Consider the following 16,410-nt stretch of genomic DNA (forward strand, 5'->3'; position numbering starts at 1 on the left):
ACGGGTCTGGTCGTTCCGGCGTGGGGTACGGAACTGGCCCGAGTATAGCCTGCGATTTCATCTAGCTGAAACCGGGTCATCGGACGCGTTGCCGCAGGTCACCATGACCTTTGGGATATGGTGTGATTGTGACGTGGTGCATTACTTTGCTACCACACCTGCCCACGCATCCCTCAGGGACACGACGATGTCGCGAAAATCTTTCCTGCACGGCCGCTCCGGAACCTGCGCCGCTGCTCTGCTGATCACCACCTCGCTGCTGCTGAGCGGCTGCGGCGCCGGCACCGGTGCCGCCGATGCGCAGGCTGCGGAAAAGGACGCCAAGGCCGAAAAGGTCGACGCGGTCCCGGTCGAAGCGGTCGCCGCCAGCCGCCGCGCGGTGGCGGCCAGCTATACCGGCACCGCCGCGCTGGAAGCGCGCGCCGAGTCGCAGGTGGTGGCCAAGACCTCCGGGGTGGCACTGGCGGTGCTGGTCGAAGAGGGCCAGGCAGTGCGCGCCGGGCAGCCCCTGGTGCGACTGGATCCGGACCGTGCGCGGCTGGCCGTCGCCCAGAGCGAGGCGGTGATGCGCAAGCTGGAAAACAACTACCAGCGTGCGCAGAAGCTGATCGGCCAGCAGATGGTCAGCGCCGCCGATGTCGACCAGATCAAGTACGACGTGGAGAACGCCCGCGCGCAGTACCGGCTGGCCACGCTGGAGCTGTCCTACACCACGGTGGTGGCGCCGATCTCCGGCGTGATCGCCTCGCGCTCGATCAAGACCGGCAACTTCGTGCAGATCAACACGCCGATTTTCCGCATCATCGACAACTCGCGCCTGGAAGCCACGCTCAACGTGCCCGAGCGCGAACTGGCCACCCTGCGCGCCGGCCAGCCGGTGACGCTGCTGGCCGATGCGCTGCCGGGCAAGTCGTTCCCGGGCGTGGTCGACCGTATCGCGCCGGTGATCGATGCCGGCAGCGGCACCTTCCGCGTGGTCAGCGGTTTCGGCGAAGACGCCGAAGGCCTGCAGCCGGGCATGTTCGGTCGCATCCGGATCGATTACGACCAGCGTGCCGATGCGCTGGTGGTGCCGCGCCTGGCACTGCTCGACGACGGCGAACCCGCCGTGTTCCGCGTGCGCGCCGGCAAGGTCGCCCGGGTGCCGGTCAAGCTCGGTTATGCCGAAGGCCCGTGGGTGGAGATCCGCGATGGCCTGGCCGAAGGCGACCAGGTGGTCACCGCCGGCAAGGTGGCGCTGCGTGACGGCACCGCGGTGCAGGTGATCGGTGCCAAGCCGACCGCCACCGCCGCTGCCGTGCCGGCAAAAAAGGCGGAGAGCCGCCAATGACATCAGCCGGCAACGACCACGGCAAGGACCCGCACGCTGGCGAGCGTCCGGGCGCGCACGGCGGCGGCCTGGTGGAATTTGCCACCCGCCGCCGCGTCACCATCGCCATGTGCACGGTGACGCTGATGCTGTTCGGCTTCATCGCCCTGGGCAACCTCAAGGTCAACCTGCTGCCCGACCTGAGCTATCCCACCCTGACCGTGCGCACCGAGTACACCGGTGCGGCGCCGACTGAAATTGAAACCCTGATCAGCGAGCCGGTCGAAGAGGCCGTGGGCGTGGTCAAGAACCTGCGCAAGCTCAAGTCGGTCTCGCGTACCGGGCAGAGCGATGTGGTGCTGGAGTTCGCCTGGGGCACCAACATGGACCAGGCCAGCCTGGAGGTGCGCGACAAGATGGAAGCGCTTAACCTGCCGCTGGAGGCCAAGGCCCCGGTGCTGCTGCGCTTCAATCCGTCCACCGCGCCGATCATGCGCCTGGTGATTTCGGCAAAGAAGGAGGCCGCCACCGACGCCGACGCGGTGCGCCAGCTGACCGAACTGCGTCGCTATGCCGACGAGGACCTGAAGAAGAAGCTGGAGCCGGTCACCGGCGTGGCGGCGGTCAAGGTCGGCGGTGGCCTGGAAGACGAGATCCAGGTCGACATCGACCAGCAGAAGCTGGCCCAGCTCAACCTGCCGATCGACACCGTCATCAAGCGGCTCAAGGAAGAGAACATCAATATTTCCGGCGGCCGCCTGGAGGAGGGCTCGCAGCGCTTCCTGGTGCGTACCGTCAACCAGTTCGCCGACCTGGACGACATCCGCAACCTGCTGGTGACCACGCAAGGCAGCAACGGCAGTGCCGCCGACGCGGCCATGCAGCAGATGTTCGCGATCGCCGCGTCCACCGGTTCGGATGCGGCCGTCGCCGCCGCTTCGGCCGCGCAGAGTGCATCCAGCAGTAGTGCCTCCACCGTCGCCAATGGCATGCCGGTGCGGTTGAAGGATGTCGCCAGCGTGCGCCAGGGCTACAAAGAGCGCGAGGCGATCATCCGCCTAGGCGGCAAGGAAGCGGTCGAACTGGCGATCTACAAGGAAGGCGATGCGAACACCGTCGCCACCGCCGCCGCGCTGCGTACCAAGCTGGAACAGATCAAGGGGCAGATTCCCGGCGATGCCGAACTGACCACCATCGAAGACCAGTCGCGCTTCATCGAACACGCCATCAGCGACGTCAAGAAAGACGCGGTGATCGGCGGCCTGCTGGCGATTCTGATCATCTTCCTGTTCCTGCGCGATGGCTGGAGCACGTTCGTGATCAGCCTGTCGCTGCCGGTGTCGATCATCACCACGTTCTTCTTCATGGGCCAGATGGGGCTCAGCCTCAACGTGATGTCGCTGGGCGGCCTGGCACTGGCCACCGGCCTGGTGGTGGACGACTCGATCGTGGTGCTGGAGAGCATCGCCAAGGCGCGCGAGCGTGGCCTGGGCATCCTGGAGGCGGCGATCGCCGGCACCCGGGAAGTCAGCATGGCCGTGGTCGCCTCCACGCTGACCACCATCGCCGTGTTCCTGCCGCTGGTGTTCGTCGATGGCATCGCCGGCCAGCTGTTCCGCGACCAGGCGCTGACCGTGGCGATCGCCATTGCGATTTCGCTGCTGGTGTCCATGACCCTGATCCCGATGCTGAGCTCGCTCAAGGGCCGTCCGCCGCTTGCATTCCCGGAAGAACCGGCGCACGCCACCTGGCAGCCGGAGCAGCGTTGGCTCAAGCCGGTGGCCGGTAGCCGTCGCGGCGTCGGCGCGCTGGTGCGCTGGACCTGCTTCGGGCTGGCATGGGCGGTGATCCGCGTGTCGCGCGGGATCGTGGCGGTGGTTGGCCCGGTGATGCGCAAAGCCAGCGATGTGGCGATGAAGCCCTACGCCGGTGCCGAGCGCGGCTACCTCAAGCTGCTGCCGGGTGCCTTGCACCACCCGGGCAAGGTGCTGGGCCTGGCCGGCCTGGCCTTCGTGGCCACCCTGGCGCTGGTGCCGATGCTGGGGGCCGACCTGATCCCGCAGCTGGCCCAGGACCGTTTCGAGATGACCGCCAAGCTGCCGGCCGGCACGCCGTTGAAGCAGACCGATGCCCTGGTCCGCGAACTGCAGCTGGCCCACGCCAAGGACGACCAGATCGCCTCGTTGTACGGGGTCAGCGGCAGCGGCACGCGGCTGGATGCCAGCCCGACCGAAAGCGGCGAGAACATCGGCAAGCTGACCGTGGTCATGGCCGGTGGCGGCGACGCCCGCACGGAAGCGGCCATCACCGAGCGCCTGCGTGATTCGATGAAGCAGCATCCGGGCGTGCAGGTCGACTTCGCGCGGCCGGCATTGTTCAGTTTCTCCACGCCACTGGAAGTGGAGCTGCGCGGCCAGGACATGGCCACCCTGGAACACGCCGGCCAGGCACTGGCGGCGATGCTGCGCAACAACCCCCACTACGCCGACGTCAAATCCACGGTCGAGGAAGGCTTCCCGGAAATCCAGATCCGCTTCGATCAGGAACGTGCCGGCGCACTCGGCCTGACCACCCGCCAGATCGCCGATGTGGTGGTCAAGAAGGTGCGTGGCGACGTGGCCACCCGCTACAGCTTCCGCGACCGCAAGATCGACGTGCTGGTGCGGGCCCAGGAAGGCGACCGTGCCAGCGTGGACAGCATCCGCCGGCTCATCGTCAATCCCGGCAGCAGCCGTCCGGTGACCCTGGATGCGGTGGCCGAGGTGGTCGCCACCAACGGCCCGAGCGAGATCCACCGCGCCGACCAGACGCGCGTGGCGGTGGTCTCGGCCAACCTGCGCGACATCGACCTGGGCGGTGCGGTGCGCGAAGTACAGGACATGGTCGCCAAGGACCCGCTGGGCGCCGGCGTGGGCATGCACATCGGCGGGCAGGGTGAGGAGCTGGCCGAATCGGCGCGTTCGCTGATCTTCGCCTTCGGCCTGGCGATCTTCCTGGTCTACCTGGTGATGGCGTCGCAGTTCGAATCGCTGCTGCACCCGTTCGTCATCCTGTTCACCATCCCGCTGGCCCTGGTTGGCGCGATCCTGGCGCTGATGCTGACCGGCAAGCCGATTTCGGTGGTGGTGTTCATCGGCCTGATCCTGCTGGTGGGGCTGGTGACCAAGAACGCGATCATCCTGATCGACAAGGTCAACCAGCTGCGCGAGTCCGGGGTGCCCAAGCAGCAGGCACTGGTGGAGGGCGCGCGCTCACGCCTGCGGCCGATCATCATGACCACCCTGTGCACGCTGTTCGGCTTCCTGCCGCTGGCGGTGGCGATGGGCGAGGGCGCCGAAGTGCGCGCGCCGATGGCGATCACCGTCATCGGTGGCCTGCTGGTGTCCACCCTGCTGACCCTGATCGTCATCCCGGTGGTGTACGACCTGCTGGATCGTCGCGGCGATGCGTATTACCGCGAACGTGGGCGCAAGCAAGCCGGTTTCGTCGAGACCCCCGGCACCGGCACCGCACAGGAGCCGGCATGAGCATCGCCGAATTCTCCATCCGCCGTCCCATCACCACCATCATGTGCTTCGTGTCGCTGGCGGTGGTGGGGCTGATCGCCTCGTTGCGGTTGCCGCTGGAGGCACTGCCGGACATCTCGGCCCCGTTCCTGTTCGTGCAGGTGCCGTACACCGGTTCCACCCCCGAGGAAGTGGAGCGCAACATCATCCGCCCCACCGAAGAAGCGCTGGCCACCATGACCGGGATCAAGCGCATGCGCTCCTCGGCCACCTCCGAAGGGGCCAGCATCTTCATCGAGTTCACCGACTGGGACCGCGACATCGCCATCGCCGCCTCGGACGCGCGCGAGCGCATCGACGCGATCCGCACCGACCTGCCCGATGACCTGCAGCGTTACAGCGTGTTCAAGTGGTCCAGCAGCGATGACCCGGTGCTCAAGGTGCGCCTGGCCAGCAGCAGCGACCTCACCGGCGCGTACGACATGCTCGACCGCGAGTTCAAGCGGCGCATCGAACGCATCCCCGGCGTGGCCCGGGTCAATATCTCCGGCGCGCCACCCAACGAGGTGGAGATCGCGATCAGCCCGGACCGCCTGACCGCGCACAACCTGAGCATCAACGACCTCAGCGACCGTCTGCGCACGCTGAACTTCTCGATCTCGGCCGGGCAGATCGATGACAACGGCCAGCGCGTGCGCATCCAGCCGGTCGGGGAGATCACCGACCTGCAGGAGCTGCGCGACCTGGTGATCGACACCAAGGGCCTGCGCCTTGGCGACATCGCCGACATCCGGCTCAAGCCCACGCGGATGAACTACGGCCGCCGCCTGGATGGCAACCCGGCCGTCGGCCTGGACATCTTCAAGGAGCGCAGCGCCAACCTGGTGGAAGTTTCGCGCGCAGCGCTCGCCGAAGTGGAGGCAATCCGCAAGCAGCCGTCGATGCGCGATGTGCAGATCAAGGTCATCGACAACCAGGGCAAGATGGTCACCTCCTCGCTGCTGGAGCTGGCCGAGGCCGGCGCGGTCGGTCTGCTGCTGTCGATCACGGTGCTGTTCTTCTTCCTGCGCCATTGGCCGTCCACGCTGATGGTGACCCTGGCGATCCCGATCTGTTTCGTGATCACCCTGGGCTTCATGTACTTTGCCGGCGTCACGCTCAACATCCTGACCATGATGGGGCTGCTGCTGGCCGTCGGCATGCTGGTGGACAACGCGGTGGTGGTGGTGGAGAGCATCTACCAGGAACGCGAACGCATGCCCGACCAGCCGCGGCTGGCCTCGATCATCGGAACGCGCAACGTGGCCATCGCGCTGAGTGCCGGCACCCTGTGCCACTGCATCGTGTTCGTGCCGAACCTGTTCGGTGAAACCAACAACATCAGCATCTTCATGTCGCAGATCGCGATCACCATTTCGGTCTCGCTGCTGGCCTCGTGGCTGGTGGCGGTCAGCCTGATCCCGATGCTGTCCGCGCGCATGCAGACCCCCAAGCTGGTGCACGCCGAATCCGGGGTGATCGCGCGCCTCCAGCGCCGCTATGCCAAGGTCCTGCGCTGGACGCTGGAACATCGGGGCTGGAGCGTGTTCGGCATCCTGATGGTGGTGGCCATCAGCCTGGTGCCGATGAAGCTGACCAAGATCGACATGTTCGGGGGCGAAGGTGGCCACGAGGTATTCATCGGCTACAACTGGAAGGGCGCCTACACCTACAGCCAGATGTCCGAGGAAGTCGCCCGCGTCGAGCACTACCTCGATGGTCAGCGCGAGAAGCTGCACATCACCCAGATCTATTCCTGGTACAGCGAGCAGGAAGGCAGCAGCACGACGGTGACCTTCGACGCAGCGCATGCCGACAACATGCCTGCCGTGCAGGAAGCGCTGCGCAAGGGCCTGCCGCGTTCGGCGCGTGCCGATTACATCGTCGGCAACCAGGGCGGCGACGGTGGCGGCAGCAGCAATCAATCCGTGCAGGTGCAGCTGGTCGGCGACTCGACCAAGATGCTGCAGGAGATCGGCGAGGAGGTGGTGCCGCTGCTGGCACAGCGCAAGGAACTGCGCGACGTGCGCATCGACAACGGCGAGAAGGGCAGCGAGCTGGCCATCCACGTCGATCGCGAGCGCGCGGCGGCGTTCGGCTTCAATGCAGAGCAGGTCGCCAGCTTCGTCGGCCTGGCGCTGCGCGGTGCGCCGATGCGCGAGTTCCGCCGCGGCGACAGCGAGGTGCCGGTGTGGGTGCGGTTTGCCGGGGCCGAACAGAGTAGCCCGGAAGACCTGGCCAGCTTCACCGTGCGTACCGGCGACGGCCGATCGGTGCCGTTGCTGAGCCTGGTGGATGTGTCGATCAAGCCGTCGGCGACGCAGATCGGCCGCACCAACCGCCAGACCACGTTGACCATCAAGGCCAACCTTGCCGAGAAGATCACCGCCCCGGAAGCGCGCAAGGCGATGGAAGCGACGCTGACGCCGATGAGCTTCCCGGCCGGCTATACCTTCACCTTCGATGGCGGCGACTACGGCAATGACAACGAGGCGATGCAGCAGATGCTGTTCAACCTGATCATCGCGTTGGTGATGATCTACGTGGTGATGGCCGCGGTGTTCGAATCGCTGTTGTTCCCGGCGGCGATCATGAGCGGGGTGCTGTTCTCGATCTTCGGGGTGTTCTGGTTGTTCTGGCTGACCGGGACCTCGTTCGGAATCATGTCTTTCATCGGCATCCTGGTGCTGATGGGCGTGGTGGTGAACAACGGCATCGTGATGATCGAGCACATCAACAACCTGCGCCAGCGCGGCATGGGCCGCACCCAAGCGCTGGTGGAAGGCTCGCGCGAGCGGTTGCGCCCGATCATGATGACCATGGGCACCGCGATCCTGGCGATGATCCCGATCTCGCTCACCGACACCCAGCTGCTGGGCAACGGCCCGCCGTACTACCCGATGGCACGTGCCATTGCCGGCGGCCTGGCGTTCTCCACGGTGGTCAGTCTGCTGTTCCTGCCGACCATCTACGCGATGCTCGATGACATGAGCATCGCGGTGGGCAGGATCATCCGCCGCGCCCGCGGCCTGCCGGCGAAGGGCGAAGCGGCAACGGTCGCCTGAACGCCCCCCCTGGCCGGCCAACGTACCCGGCTTTAGGTAGTGCCGGCCGCTGGCCCGCTCCCCGCTTCCCGGTAGTGCCGGCCGCTGGCCGGCTCCACGCGAATCCCAGATTCCCGGTACCGCCGGCCGTCGGCCCGGACGGGCAGTGCCAGGCTGTGTCTTCGCTCCGGTATGTCGCGAGCGTGAGGGCCCCGTAGCAGCCGGCAGGCCCCTGGCGCAAATGTCCCCCGGCCTGGCGGCCTCCTCCTTTATTTTGCCCAGGGGCCTACCGGCTGCTACGGGGCTCGGCTTGCGGTACAGGCCAGGAGCCGGGCACGTTTGATGGCGGTTGGTGGGTCGGGCGCTGGGCGCCCATTCCCTTGGAGGCGAAATAAAGGAGGAGGTGGCGGCCGCAGGCCGACGCCGGGGGCGTCGCCGGAAAGGGCATGGGCGCCCAGCGCCCGACCCACCGACCGCCGCGCCTGGAAGAAGTCAACGCACGCTTCTGCTCGCCCCGCATAGGGGGCGAAGAACCAAAAAAAAGGCCACGCATTGCGTGGCCCTTCGATACGCCTCGGCGCAGGGAATTACCCCGCCACCTTCCCCCACACCTGGAAGCCGGTCAGCCACAGTCCCAGCATGCTGCCCAGGTTGGTCAGCATGAAGGTCAGCACCACGCGGGTGACGCGGTTGCGGTACCAGCCCCTCACGCTCTGCGCATCGTCGCGCAGCTTGAGGAAATCCTCGTACGCTGGCTTGCGCAGGCGGGTTTCCACCAGCGCCGCGAAGGCACCGGTGGGAATGCTCAGGCGGAACGGCTTGAACGGGGCGACCACGATCGCGGTCAGGATGCTCAAGGGATGGCTGCCGGCCAGCAGACACCCCAGGCCCGCCAGGCCACCGGTGTACATCGCCCAGGTCAGCAGCAACTCACCGCCCACGCCCATGCCGCCACGGTAGAAGCCGACCGCGATACCCGCCAGCACGATCGCCAGGATGGTCAGGGTGATCCACGGGATGTTGCGCTTTTTCGCCACTTCTTCCAGCGATTCGCGCAAGGGACCCGGCGCATCGGTATCGGTTTCCAGATACTTCGCCAGCCCGGCCAGGTGGCCGGCGCCGACCACCGCCAGCACCTCGCGCTGCGCAGGGTCGTGCACTTCGCGCAGGCGGGTGGCCATGTAGCGGTCACGCTCGCCGATGATGGTCTCGTACAGCGCCGGACTTTCGCTGGCGAATTCGCCGAAACTCGCTTCGAGCATGTCGCCCTGCTTGAGCTTCTCGATCTCTTCCTCGCCCACGTCTTCAGAGGCGAACAGGCCCGCGCCCAGTCCCATCACCAGCTTTATCCGGCCGAAGAAACCCAGCCGCTGCGACGCGCGCTTGAAGGTCAGCCCGACTTCGCGGTCGATCAGATGCACCGGCAGGTGCTGTTCGTTGGCCAGGGTCACCGCGCGCTTGAGCTCGGCGCCCGGCTCGATGCCGAGTTGTTCGGCCAGGCGACGCTGGTAGGCGGCCAGCGCCAGGTTGGCGGCAAACAGTGCCACGCGGCCCTTGCGGATCACCTCGACCAGGTCCAGCTTGGCCATCGCATCGGGGTTGGTCAGCGCCTGCAGGCGCTGCGCGTCGAGCTCGACTGCCACCGCATCGAAGCGGCCGCTGCGGATCGCCCGTTCCACCGCCTCCACGCTGGCCTGGGACACGTGCGCGGTGCCGAGCAGGGTGTAACGCACGCCGTCGCGTTCGACCACGCGCACGGGCTGGCCGGCGAACAGGGTGTCGCCGGTGTCATCGATCTGGGGTTCAGTCATTTCATTCATTCGAAGGGGCGCTGTCGGCACCATCGCCGAGCGCACGCTGCATCTGGACAGTGTCCAGCCAGCGGCCATGCTTGCGGCCGAGGCCGCGGAAAATGCCGACGGTGTGGAAACCGAAGCGCTCGTGCAGTTTGATCGAGGCGGTGTTGGTCGGCTCGCCGATCACCGCCACCATCTGCCGGTACCCGCGTGCCACGCAGGCATCGATCAGCCCCTGCAGCAGCGCCGTGCCGACGCCGCGGCCCTGGAAGCCCGCATCCACGTAGACCGAGTTTTCCACGGTCCACTGGTAGGCGATGCGCCCGCGATAGGTGTTGGCATAGGCGTAACCGGCCACCTGGCCATCGACCTCGGCCACGATGTACGGAAACCCGCGGCCGACGATGTCGTGCATGCGCCGCTGCATCTCCGCCGCGTCGGGCACGTCGTACTCGTACGTATTGACCAGATCGGTCACCTCCACCGCGTAGATCGCGGTGATGGCGGGGATGTCGGCGTCGGTGGCGTCGCGCAGGGACACGGTCACGGGGCAGGGGTCCTGGGTATCAGTCGATGTAGCGCTTGAGCAGGTCGCCGTACGCATCGATGCGGCGATCGCGCAGGAACGGCCAGATCCGCCGCACGTGTTCGCTGCGCTGCAGGTCGACCTCGCAGATCAGCACGGTGGGCTCGCCACCGGCTTCGGCGATGAACTCGCCCTGTGGGCCGAGCACGTGGCTGTTGCCCCAGAACTGGATGCCCGAGGCGCCCAGCGGCGAGGCTTCGTGACCGACGCGGTTGCAGCTCAGCACCGGCACGCCATTGGCCACTGCGTGACCGCGATGGCTGAGCACCCACGCATCGCGCTGGCGGCCCTGCTCGTCCTGCTGGTCCTCCGGATCCCAGCCGATGGCGGTGGGGTAGAGCAGCAGCTCGGCGCCGGCCAGCGCCATCAGGCGCGCCGCTTCCGGATACCACTGGTCCCAGCACACCAGCACGCCGAGGCGACCCACCGAGGTATCGATCGGCTTGAAGCCGATGTCGCCCGGGGTGAAGTAGAACTTCTCATAGAAGCCCGGATCGTCCGGGATGTGCATCTTGCGGTACTTGCCCAACAGCGTGCCGTCCTTTTCGAAGACGACCGCGGTGTTGTGGTAGAGCCCGGCGGCACGGCGTTCGAACAGCGAGCCGACGATGACCACGCCATGTTTTTTGGCCAGCGCGCCGAGGCGCTCGGTGCTCGGGCCCGGGATCGGCTCGGCCAGGTCGAACTCGTCCACCGACTCGTGCTGGCAGAAGTACGCGCCGTTGTGCAGTTCCTGCAGCAGGATCAGCTTGGCACCCTGGGCGGCCGCTTCAGCCACGCGCGTTTCGATCACGGCCAGGTTGGCCGCGGCGTCACCGTGGTTGCGCTCCTGGATCAGGGCGACGGAAAGGGTGTGGCGTGAGCTCATCCGAGTGCGGTCCTGCGGGGGAAAAACGCAGTTTATCGCGGATGGGTGCACGCGGCGTGCTGTGCGCTAAATGGGCGGCGATGCCACGTTGTCGCCATCGTCGGGGCACGGTGCAGAGGGCGGCGCGTCGTTTGCGCAGGCAGGCGGGACGGGCAGCCCAATCCAGGACACGCCGTGAACCCATCCTTGGGGGCTCGTGGGCGCCATCCATGGCGCCCAACGGTCCTGGATCGCGCTGCCCGCCCGCTCTACCGACATCCAGGCGCGCCGAGGGAGAGGAGCTGCTGGCCGCGACCGTGGGTCGTGGCCTGCAGCAGGGGTCAGGCCAGCAACCCTTCCGGCAGCTGCATGGTGATGCAGTGCAGGCTGCCGTTCTGCCAGATCAGTGATCGGCACGGCACCGGCACGATCTCGCGGTCCGGATAGGCCTGGGCCAGCACCGCGCGCGCGGCCTCGTCGGCGACATCGCCGTAGGCCGGCATCAGTACCGCGCCGTTGAGGATCAGGTAGTTGGCGTAGGACGCGGCCAGGCGGCGGCCATCGTCGATCACCGGCTGCGCCCACGGCAGCGGGAACAGGCGGTACGGCGTGCCCTGCGCCGTGCGCAGCGCGGCCAGCTCGTTGCCCATTGCCTGCAGTTCGGCGAAGTGCGAATCGCCGCTGTCATCGCAGGCCTGGTAGACGATGCTGTCCACCGACGCGAAGCGCGCCAGGGTATCGATGTGGGCGTCGGTGTCGTCGCCTTCCAGGTAGCCGTGGTCCAGCCACAGCACCCGGTCCTGCTGCAGCCAGTTGGCCAGGTCCGCGCTGAGCGAATCGCGCGCGCGGTCTGGATGACGCTCGTGCAGGCACTGCCAGGTGGTCAGCAGGGTGCCGGCGCCGTCGGTTTCGATGCCGCCGCCTTCCAGTGCGAAGGGAATGCTCTGCACCTCGGCCGTTGGTGCGAACACGCCGGCCGCATGCAGCACCCCGACCAGTTGGTCGTCCAGGCTCGCGTCGAACTTGCCGCCCCAGCCGGTGAAGCGGAAGTCGAGCAGGCGGAAGCCGCCGTCGGCACGCTTGAGCGTGATCGGGCCGGAATCGCGCAGCCAGGTGTCGTCGTATTGCGCGGTGACGAAACGGACGCGGTCCATGTCGATCCGGTTGGAGCGCAGGCGCGCATCGGCGTAGGCCTCCAGGTCATCGTCGGCGACGATGATCAGCACCGGCTGGAAGCGGGTGATGGCCGCAACCAGGGCGATGTAGGTGTCCTCGACGTCACCCAGGCGGTCGGCCCAGTCGGTGTCGGCGTGGGGCCAGGCGATCAGGATGGCGGACTGGGTTTCCCATTCGGCCGGAAAGCGGAGCGTGTCGTTCATGGTCTCGATGCGATGGCCCGCCGGGTGGCGGGCAGTAGGAATGGGGTCAGCGGATCGGCGGCTTCGGGCCGACTTCGTTGGCGTCGGCCTTGTTGGCCACCACGTCGATCACCTTCTGCTTCTCGAAGTAGACGGTGAACTGCGGGTAGACCCAGCGGTTGATCGTCGGCCACTGGCGCTTCTGCCCGCCGCGCGGGTCCAGGCGTTCGCCCGGGTCGCCGAACTGGGCCTGCACCTGCTGCATGCTCTGGCCGCGGACGGGCAGGGCGGTGGCGGGCTTTTCCTGGCTGCGATCGATCAGCAGTGTGTCGGCGTGGGCGCTGGCGCAGGCCAGCAGGGCAAGCAACGGCAGGGTGGTCAGGTAACGCTTCATCTCGATCTACTCCCCAGTGGTCAAGAATACGGAAGGCCTCACGACGGCGTGCCTCATGACCAAGTGTCGTGAGTTACCCGGCGATTACAGCAAAAAACGGCAATAAAAAACCGCCCGGAGGCGGTTTTTTATTCAGGCAGCTCGCGACCCGGGGGTCGTGATGCCTTTGGGCTCAGCGCTGGCGAGCCTTGAAACGCGGGTTCGACTTGCAGATCACGAAGATCTTGCCGCGACGACGAACGACCTTGCAATCGCGGTGACGGGACTTGGCCGACTTCAGGGAAGACAGGACTTTCATTGCATACCTCGGCGTAAACGTTGGATTCGGTTGGAGCGCGGCCGCGATATGCAGATGACAATCGGCAGGTGACGCCCGTTCAAGCCCGCCATTCTACCGGGCTTTTTTCCATCCTTTCAAGTGGTTGCACCAAAAAAATCTCAAGCGGCCCTGGGCGGGGGCTAGAATGGGCGGTCAAATCTACCGGGAAACCCATGAACCAGCTTCCTTCCGTGCTCACCATCGATGGCCCTTCCGGGGCTGGCAAGGGGACCGTCAGCCGCATTGTCGCACGCCGCCTGGGCTGGCATTACCTGGATTCGGGCGCTCTCTACCGCGCCGTGGGCGTGGCCGCCAGCTGGGCCGATATCGACACCTCCGACGCCTCGGCGCTGGTTCGCTGCACCTTCGACACCCATGTGCGCTTCATCGAAGCCGCCGACGGCGGGTTGCGGGTGGTGGTCAACGACACCGATGCCACCGACGAGCTGCGGCTTGAGACCACCGGGGCGCTCGCCTCGGCCATTGCGGCGATCCCGGAGGTCCGCGCGGCGCTGAAAGAACGCCAGCGCGCATTCAGGTTGGAGCCTGGGCTGGTCGCTGACGGCCGCGACATGGGCACGGTCATCTTCCCGGACGCGCCGTACAAGGTGTTTCTGACCGCCAGTGCCGAGGAGCGCGCCGAGCGCCGGCATAAGCAGTTGAAAGACAAGGGGGTTTCTGTTAACTTTGATGACCTCCTGCGCGAGATCATGGCCCGCGACGCCCGTGATGCACAGCGCACAGTGGCGCCCCTGAAGCCGGCAGACGATGCCGTCATCATCGACACCAGTGGCATCGGCATCGACGCAGTCGTTGCCAACGTGTTGGATCTGCTTCCGGTTTCGGGTGCCTGATCCGTTGTACAGGAGGACCGTCAATCCATCGGCGGTGTCGCACCATCGCAAGGCTGCAAAAGCTCCGTCCCGCAATGTTGCGTGGCGGTTTTCCTACTTAACACACGACCTGCGTTACCGGGGTCGACCAACAGGCGGGCAGTAAGCGGTTCCCTTCGGGGGCCAATGCCCATGTGTCCAACAGAGTAAATCTAATGACCGAATCATTTGCCGAACTGTTCGAAGCCAGCCAGGCCAATCTGGCCAAGCTGAAGCCGGGCTCGATCGTCAGCGGCGTCGTTGTTGAAGTCCGCGGCGACGTCGTGGTGATCAACGCCGGCCTGAAGTCCGAAGGCATCGTGCCGATCGAACAGTTCCGTAACGACGCTGGCGAAATCGACGTCGCCGAAGGCGATGTCGTCAAGGTTGCCCTCGATTCCATCGAGAACGGCTTCGGCGAAACCGTCCTGTCGCGCGAGAAGGCCAAGCGCGCGATGGTGTGGGACGAGCTGGAAGAAGCGTTGGAGAAGAACGAAACCATCACCGGTCGCATCAGCGGCAAGGTCAAGGGTGGTTTCACCGTGGACATCAAGGATGTCCGCGCGTTCCTGCCGGGTTCCCTGGTCGATGTGCGCCCCGTGCGCGATCCGGCCTACCTGGAAGGCAAGGAGCTGGAATTCAAGCTCATCAAGCTGGACCGCAAGCGTAACAACGTCGTGGTGTCGCGCCGCGCTGTCGTCGAAAGCGAGCACTCGGAAGAGCGCGAGCAGCTGATGGACAAGCTGCAGGAAGGCGCGATCCTGAAGGGTGTCGTCAAGAACCTGACCGATTACGGCGCGTTCGTGGACCTGGGCGGTATCGACGGCCTGCTGCACATCACCGACATGGCCTGGAAGCGCGTGCGCCATCCGTCCGAAGTCGTGAACGTCGGCGACGAGCTGGACGTCCGCGTGCTGAAGTTCGACCGCGAGCGCAACCGCGTTTCGCTGGGTCTGAAGCAGCTGGGTGAAGATCCGTGGGACAACATCGCCCGTCGTTACCCGGCCAACAGCCGCGTCTTCGGCAAGGTCTCCAACGTCACCGATTACGGCGCATTCGTCGAGATCGAGCCGGGCGTGGAAGGCCTGGTGCACGTGTCGGAAATGGATTGGACCAACAAGAACGTCAACCCGTCCAAGGTTGTGCAGGTCGGTGACGAAGTTGAAGTCATGGTCCTGGACGTCGACGAGGAGCGTCGCCGCATCTCGCTGGGCATGAAGCAGGTTGCCGCCAATCCGTGGGAAACCTTCGCTGCCATCCACAAGAAGGGCGACAAGGTGTCGGGCCAGATCAAGTCGATCACCGACTTCGGCATCTTCATCGGCCTGGACGGCGGTATCGATGGCCTGGTGCACCTGTCCGACATCAGCTGGAACACCACCGGCGAAGACGTGGTCCGCAACTACAAGAAGGGCGACAACCTGGACGCAGTGGTCCTGGCCGTCGATCCGGAGCGCGAGCGCATCAGCCTGGGCGTCAAGCAGCTGGAGCAGGATCCGTTCGGCCAGTACATGGCGGCCAACCCGAAGGGTTCCAAGGTCGAAGGCGTGGTCAAGGAAGTGGACGCCAAGGGCGCTACCATCGAACTGGCTGACGGCATCGAAGGCTACGTGGCCGCTCGCGATGTTGCGAACGAGCGCGTGGACGACGCGACCCAGTTCCTGAAGGTCGGCGACAAGGTTGAAGCCAAGTTCGTGGGCATGGATCGCAAGGGTCGTACCCTGCAGCTGTCGATCAAGGCCAAGGACGATGCGGAAATGCGCGAAGTGCTGGAGGAATACCAGTCCTCTTCGGCGTCCAGCGGCACCACCCAGCTCGGCGCGCTGCTGCGTGCACAGCTGAACGGCAACAAGTCCGAGTAATCGGTCTGTCGCTGTCGTAGTTTCCTGGACGGCCCGGACATCAGTCCGGGCCGTTTCAGGGTCTAGTTCCCCCCGAAGAGCCCGTAATGACCAAATCCGAGCTGATCGAAATCCTGGCGCGCCGACAGGCGCATTTGAAGTCGGACGATGTCGATCTGGCCGTGAAGTCGTTGCTGGAAATGATGGGTGGGGCGCTGGCCGGCGGGGATCGCATCGAGATCCGCGGGTTCGGCAGTTTTTCGTTGCACTACCGGCCACCCAGGCTGGGGCGTAACCCCAAGACCGGGGAGTCGGTCGCATTGCCGGGCAAGCATGTCCCGCATTTCAAACCGGGCAAGGAGCTGCGCGAGCGCGTCAGCGCCGTGGTGCCGCTGGAAAGCGACCCCGCGTAGAGCGGACCGTTGGTCCGCTGCTTTTTTCGTTCCGGGCCTCTTTGTCCCGCTGCTCTATATTCCGCTACTCTTTGAATCTCCCGGAA

General features: G+C 66.0%; 12 protein-coding genes. 6 read left to right on the forward strand and 6 right to left on the reverse strand.

Going from position 1 to position 16,410, the window contains the following annotated elements; translation table 11 throughout:
- The first annotated feature begins 187 nt into the window (after nucleotides 1–187).
- Genes NR101_RS02700 through NR101_RS02710 form a run of 3 tightly spaced genes read left to right on the forward strand, consistent with a single transcriptional unit; the run spans nucleotide 188 to nucleotide 7,919 of the window.
- Complete coding sequence (locus tag NR101_RS02700) at nucleotides 188–1,330, forward strand: efflux RND transporter periplasmic adaptor subunit (RefSeq protein WP_256773978.1); 1,143 nt, start codon at nucleotides 188–190, stop codon at nucleotides 1,328–1,330.
- Nucleotides 1,327–4,836, forward strand: a complete 3,510-nt coding sequence (locus NR101_RS02705; RefSeq protein ID WP_256773977.1) for an efflux RND transporter permease subunit — start codon at nucleotides 1,327–1,329, stop codon at nucleotides 4,834–4,836. The genes NR101_RS02700 and NR101_RS02705 overlap by 4 nt, the downstream gene beginning before the upstream one ends.
- Entirely contained in the window at nucleotides 4,833–7,919 is a 3,087-nt protein-coding gene (locus NR101_RS02710) for an efflux RND transporter permease subunit (RefSeq protein ID WP_256773976.1), read from the forward strand. Before NR101_RS02705 ends, NR101_RS02710 begins: the two co-directional genes overlap by 4 nt.
- A gap of 566 nt (nucleotides 7,920–8,485) precedes the next feature.
- Here the strand turns inward: NR101_RS02710 and NR101_RS02715 are convergent.
- The 6 genes from NR101_RS02715 to ykgO form a co-directional block, all read right to left on the reverse strand.
- The gene (locus tag NR101_RS02715) at nucleotides 8,486–9,709 is read right to left on the reverse strand and encodes a TraB/GumN family protein (RefSeq protein WP_256773975.1); all 1,224 of its coding nucleotides are present in this window, start codon (nucleotides 9,707–9,709) and stop codon (nucleotides 8,486–8,488) included.
- Between the two features lies 1 nt (nucleotide 9,710).
- On the reverse strand, nucleotides 9,711–10,241 hold the full coding sequence (locus NR101_RS02720) for a GNAT family N-acetyltransferase (RefSeq protein ID WP_256773974.1): 531 nt from the start codon (nucleotides 10,239–10,241) through the stop codon (nucleotides 9,711–9,713).
- A gap of 19 nt (nucleotides 10,242–10,260) precedes the next feature.
- Entirely contained in the window at nucleotides 10,261–11,148 is an 888-nt protein-coding gene (locus NR101_RS02725) for a carbon-nitrogen hydrolase (protein ID WP_256773973.1), read from the reverse strand.
- 320 nt (nucleotides 11,149–11,468) lie between these two features.
- The gene (locus NR101_RS02730; protein WP_256773972.1) at nucleotides 11,469–12,506 is read right to left on the reverse strand and encodes an agmatine deiminase family protein; all 1,038 of its coding nucleotides are present in this window, start codon (nucleotides 12,504–12,506) and stop codon (nucleotides 11,469–11,471) included.
- 46 nt (nucleotides 12,507–12,552) lie between these two features.
- Complete coding sequence (locus tag NR101_RS02735; RefSeq protein ID WP_256773971.1) at nucleotides 12,553–12,879, reverse strand: hypothetical protein; 327 nt, start codon at nucleotides 12,877–12,879, stop codon at nucleotides 12,553–12,555.
- A 172-nt stretch (nucleotides 12,880–13,051) separates the two neighbouring features.
- On the reverse strand, nucleotides 13,052–13,177 hold the full coding sequence (ykgO, locus tag NR101_RS02740) for a type B 50S ribosomal protein L36 (RefSeq protein WP_017355593.1): 126 nt from the start codon (nucleotides 13,175–13,177) through the stop codon (nucleotides 13,052–13,054).
- Nucleotides 13,178–13,371: 194 nt separating this feature from the next.
- Here ykgO and cmk point away from each other — a divergent pair, with 194 nt between their 5' ends.
- From cmk to NR101_RS02755, 3 genes are all read left to right on the forward strand, one after another.
- On the forward strand, nucleotides 13,372–14,052 hold the full coding sequence (gene cmk / locus NR101_RS02745) for a (d)CMP kinase (protein ID WP_256773970.1): 681 nt from the start codon (nucleotides 13,372–13,374) through the stop codon (nucleotides 14,050–14,052).
- Nucleotides 14,053–14,246: 194 nt separating this feature from the next.
- Nucleotides 14,247–15,932, forward strand: coding sequence for a 30S ribosomal protein S1 (gene rpsA, locus NR101_RS02750; protein ID WP_121042136.1), 1,686 nt, complete (start codon nucleotides 14,247–14,249; stop codon nucleotides 15,930–15,932).
- 86 nt (nucleotides 15,933–16,018) lie between these two features.
- Nucleotides 16,019–16,324: an integration host factor subunit beta gene (locus NR101_RS02755; RefSeq protein WP_017355596.1), complete on the forward strand. Its 306-nt coding sequence runs from the start codon at nucleotides 16,019–16,021 to the stop codon at nucleotides 16,322–16,324.
- Nucleotides 16,325–16,410: the final 86 nt, after the last annotated feature.

The sequence above is a fragment of the Stenotrophomonas sp. Ste86 genome (assembly GCF_024519465.1).
Taxonomy (GTDB): Bacteria; Pseudomonadota; Gammaproteobacteria; order Xanthomonadales; family Xanthomonadaceae; genus Stenotrophomonas.

What these genes read in the sequence shown, in the direction of transcription:
- NR101_RS02710 (WP_256773976.1), top strand. Translation starts at nt 4,833, where the DNA reads ATGAGCATCGCCGAATTCTCCATCCGCCGTCCCATCACCACCATCATG.
- NR101_RS02755 (WP_017355596.1), top strand. Translation starts at nt 16,019, where the DNA reads ATGACCAAATCCGAGCTGATCGAAATCCTGGCGCGCCGACAGGCGCAT.
- NR101_RS02705 (WP_256773977.1), top strand. Translation starts at nt 1,327, where the DNA reads ATGACATCAGCCGGCAACGACCACGGCAAGGACCCGCACGCTGGCGAG.
- NR101_RS02700 (WP_256773978.1), top strand. Translation starts at nt 188, where the DNA reads ATGTCGCGAAAATCTTTCCTGCACGGCCGCTCCGGAACCTGCGCCGCT.
- cmk (WP_256773970.1), top strand. Translation starts at nt 13,372, where the DNA reads ATGAACCAGCTTCCTTCCGTGCTCACCATCGATGGCCCTTCCGGGGCT.
- NR101_RS02725 (WP_256773973.1), bottom strand. Translation starts at nt 11,148, where the DNA reads ATGAGCTCACGCCACACCCTTTCCGTCGCCCTGATCCAGGAGCGCAAC.
- NR101_RS02715 (WP_256773975.1), bottom strand. Translation starts at nt 9,709, where the DNA reads ATGACTGAACCCCAGATCGATGACACCGGCGACACCCTGTTCGCCGGC.
- NR101_RS02735 (WP_256773971.1), bottom strand. Translation starts at nt 12,879, where the DNA reads ATGAAGCGTTACCTGACCACCCTGCCGTTGCTTGCCCTGCTGGCCTGC.
- NR101_RS02730 (WP_256773972.1), bottom strand. Translation starts at nt 12,506, where the DNA reads ATGAACGACACGCTCCGCTTTCCGGCCGAATGGGAAACCCAGTCCGCC.
- rpsA (WP_121042136.1), top strand. Translation starts at nt 14,247, where the DNA reads ATGACCGAATCATTTGCCGAACTGTTCGAAGCCAGCCAGGCCAATCTG.
- ykgO (WP_017355593.1), bottom strand. Translation starts at nt 13,177, where the DNA reads ATGAAAGTCCTGTCTTCCCTGAAGTCGGCCAAGTCCCGTCACCGCGAT.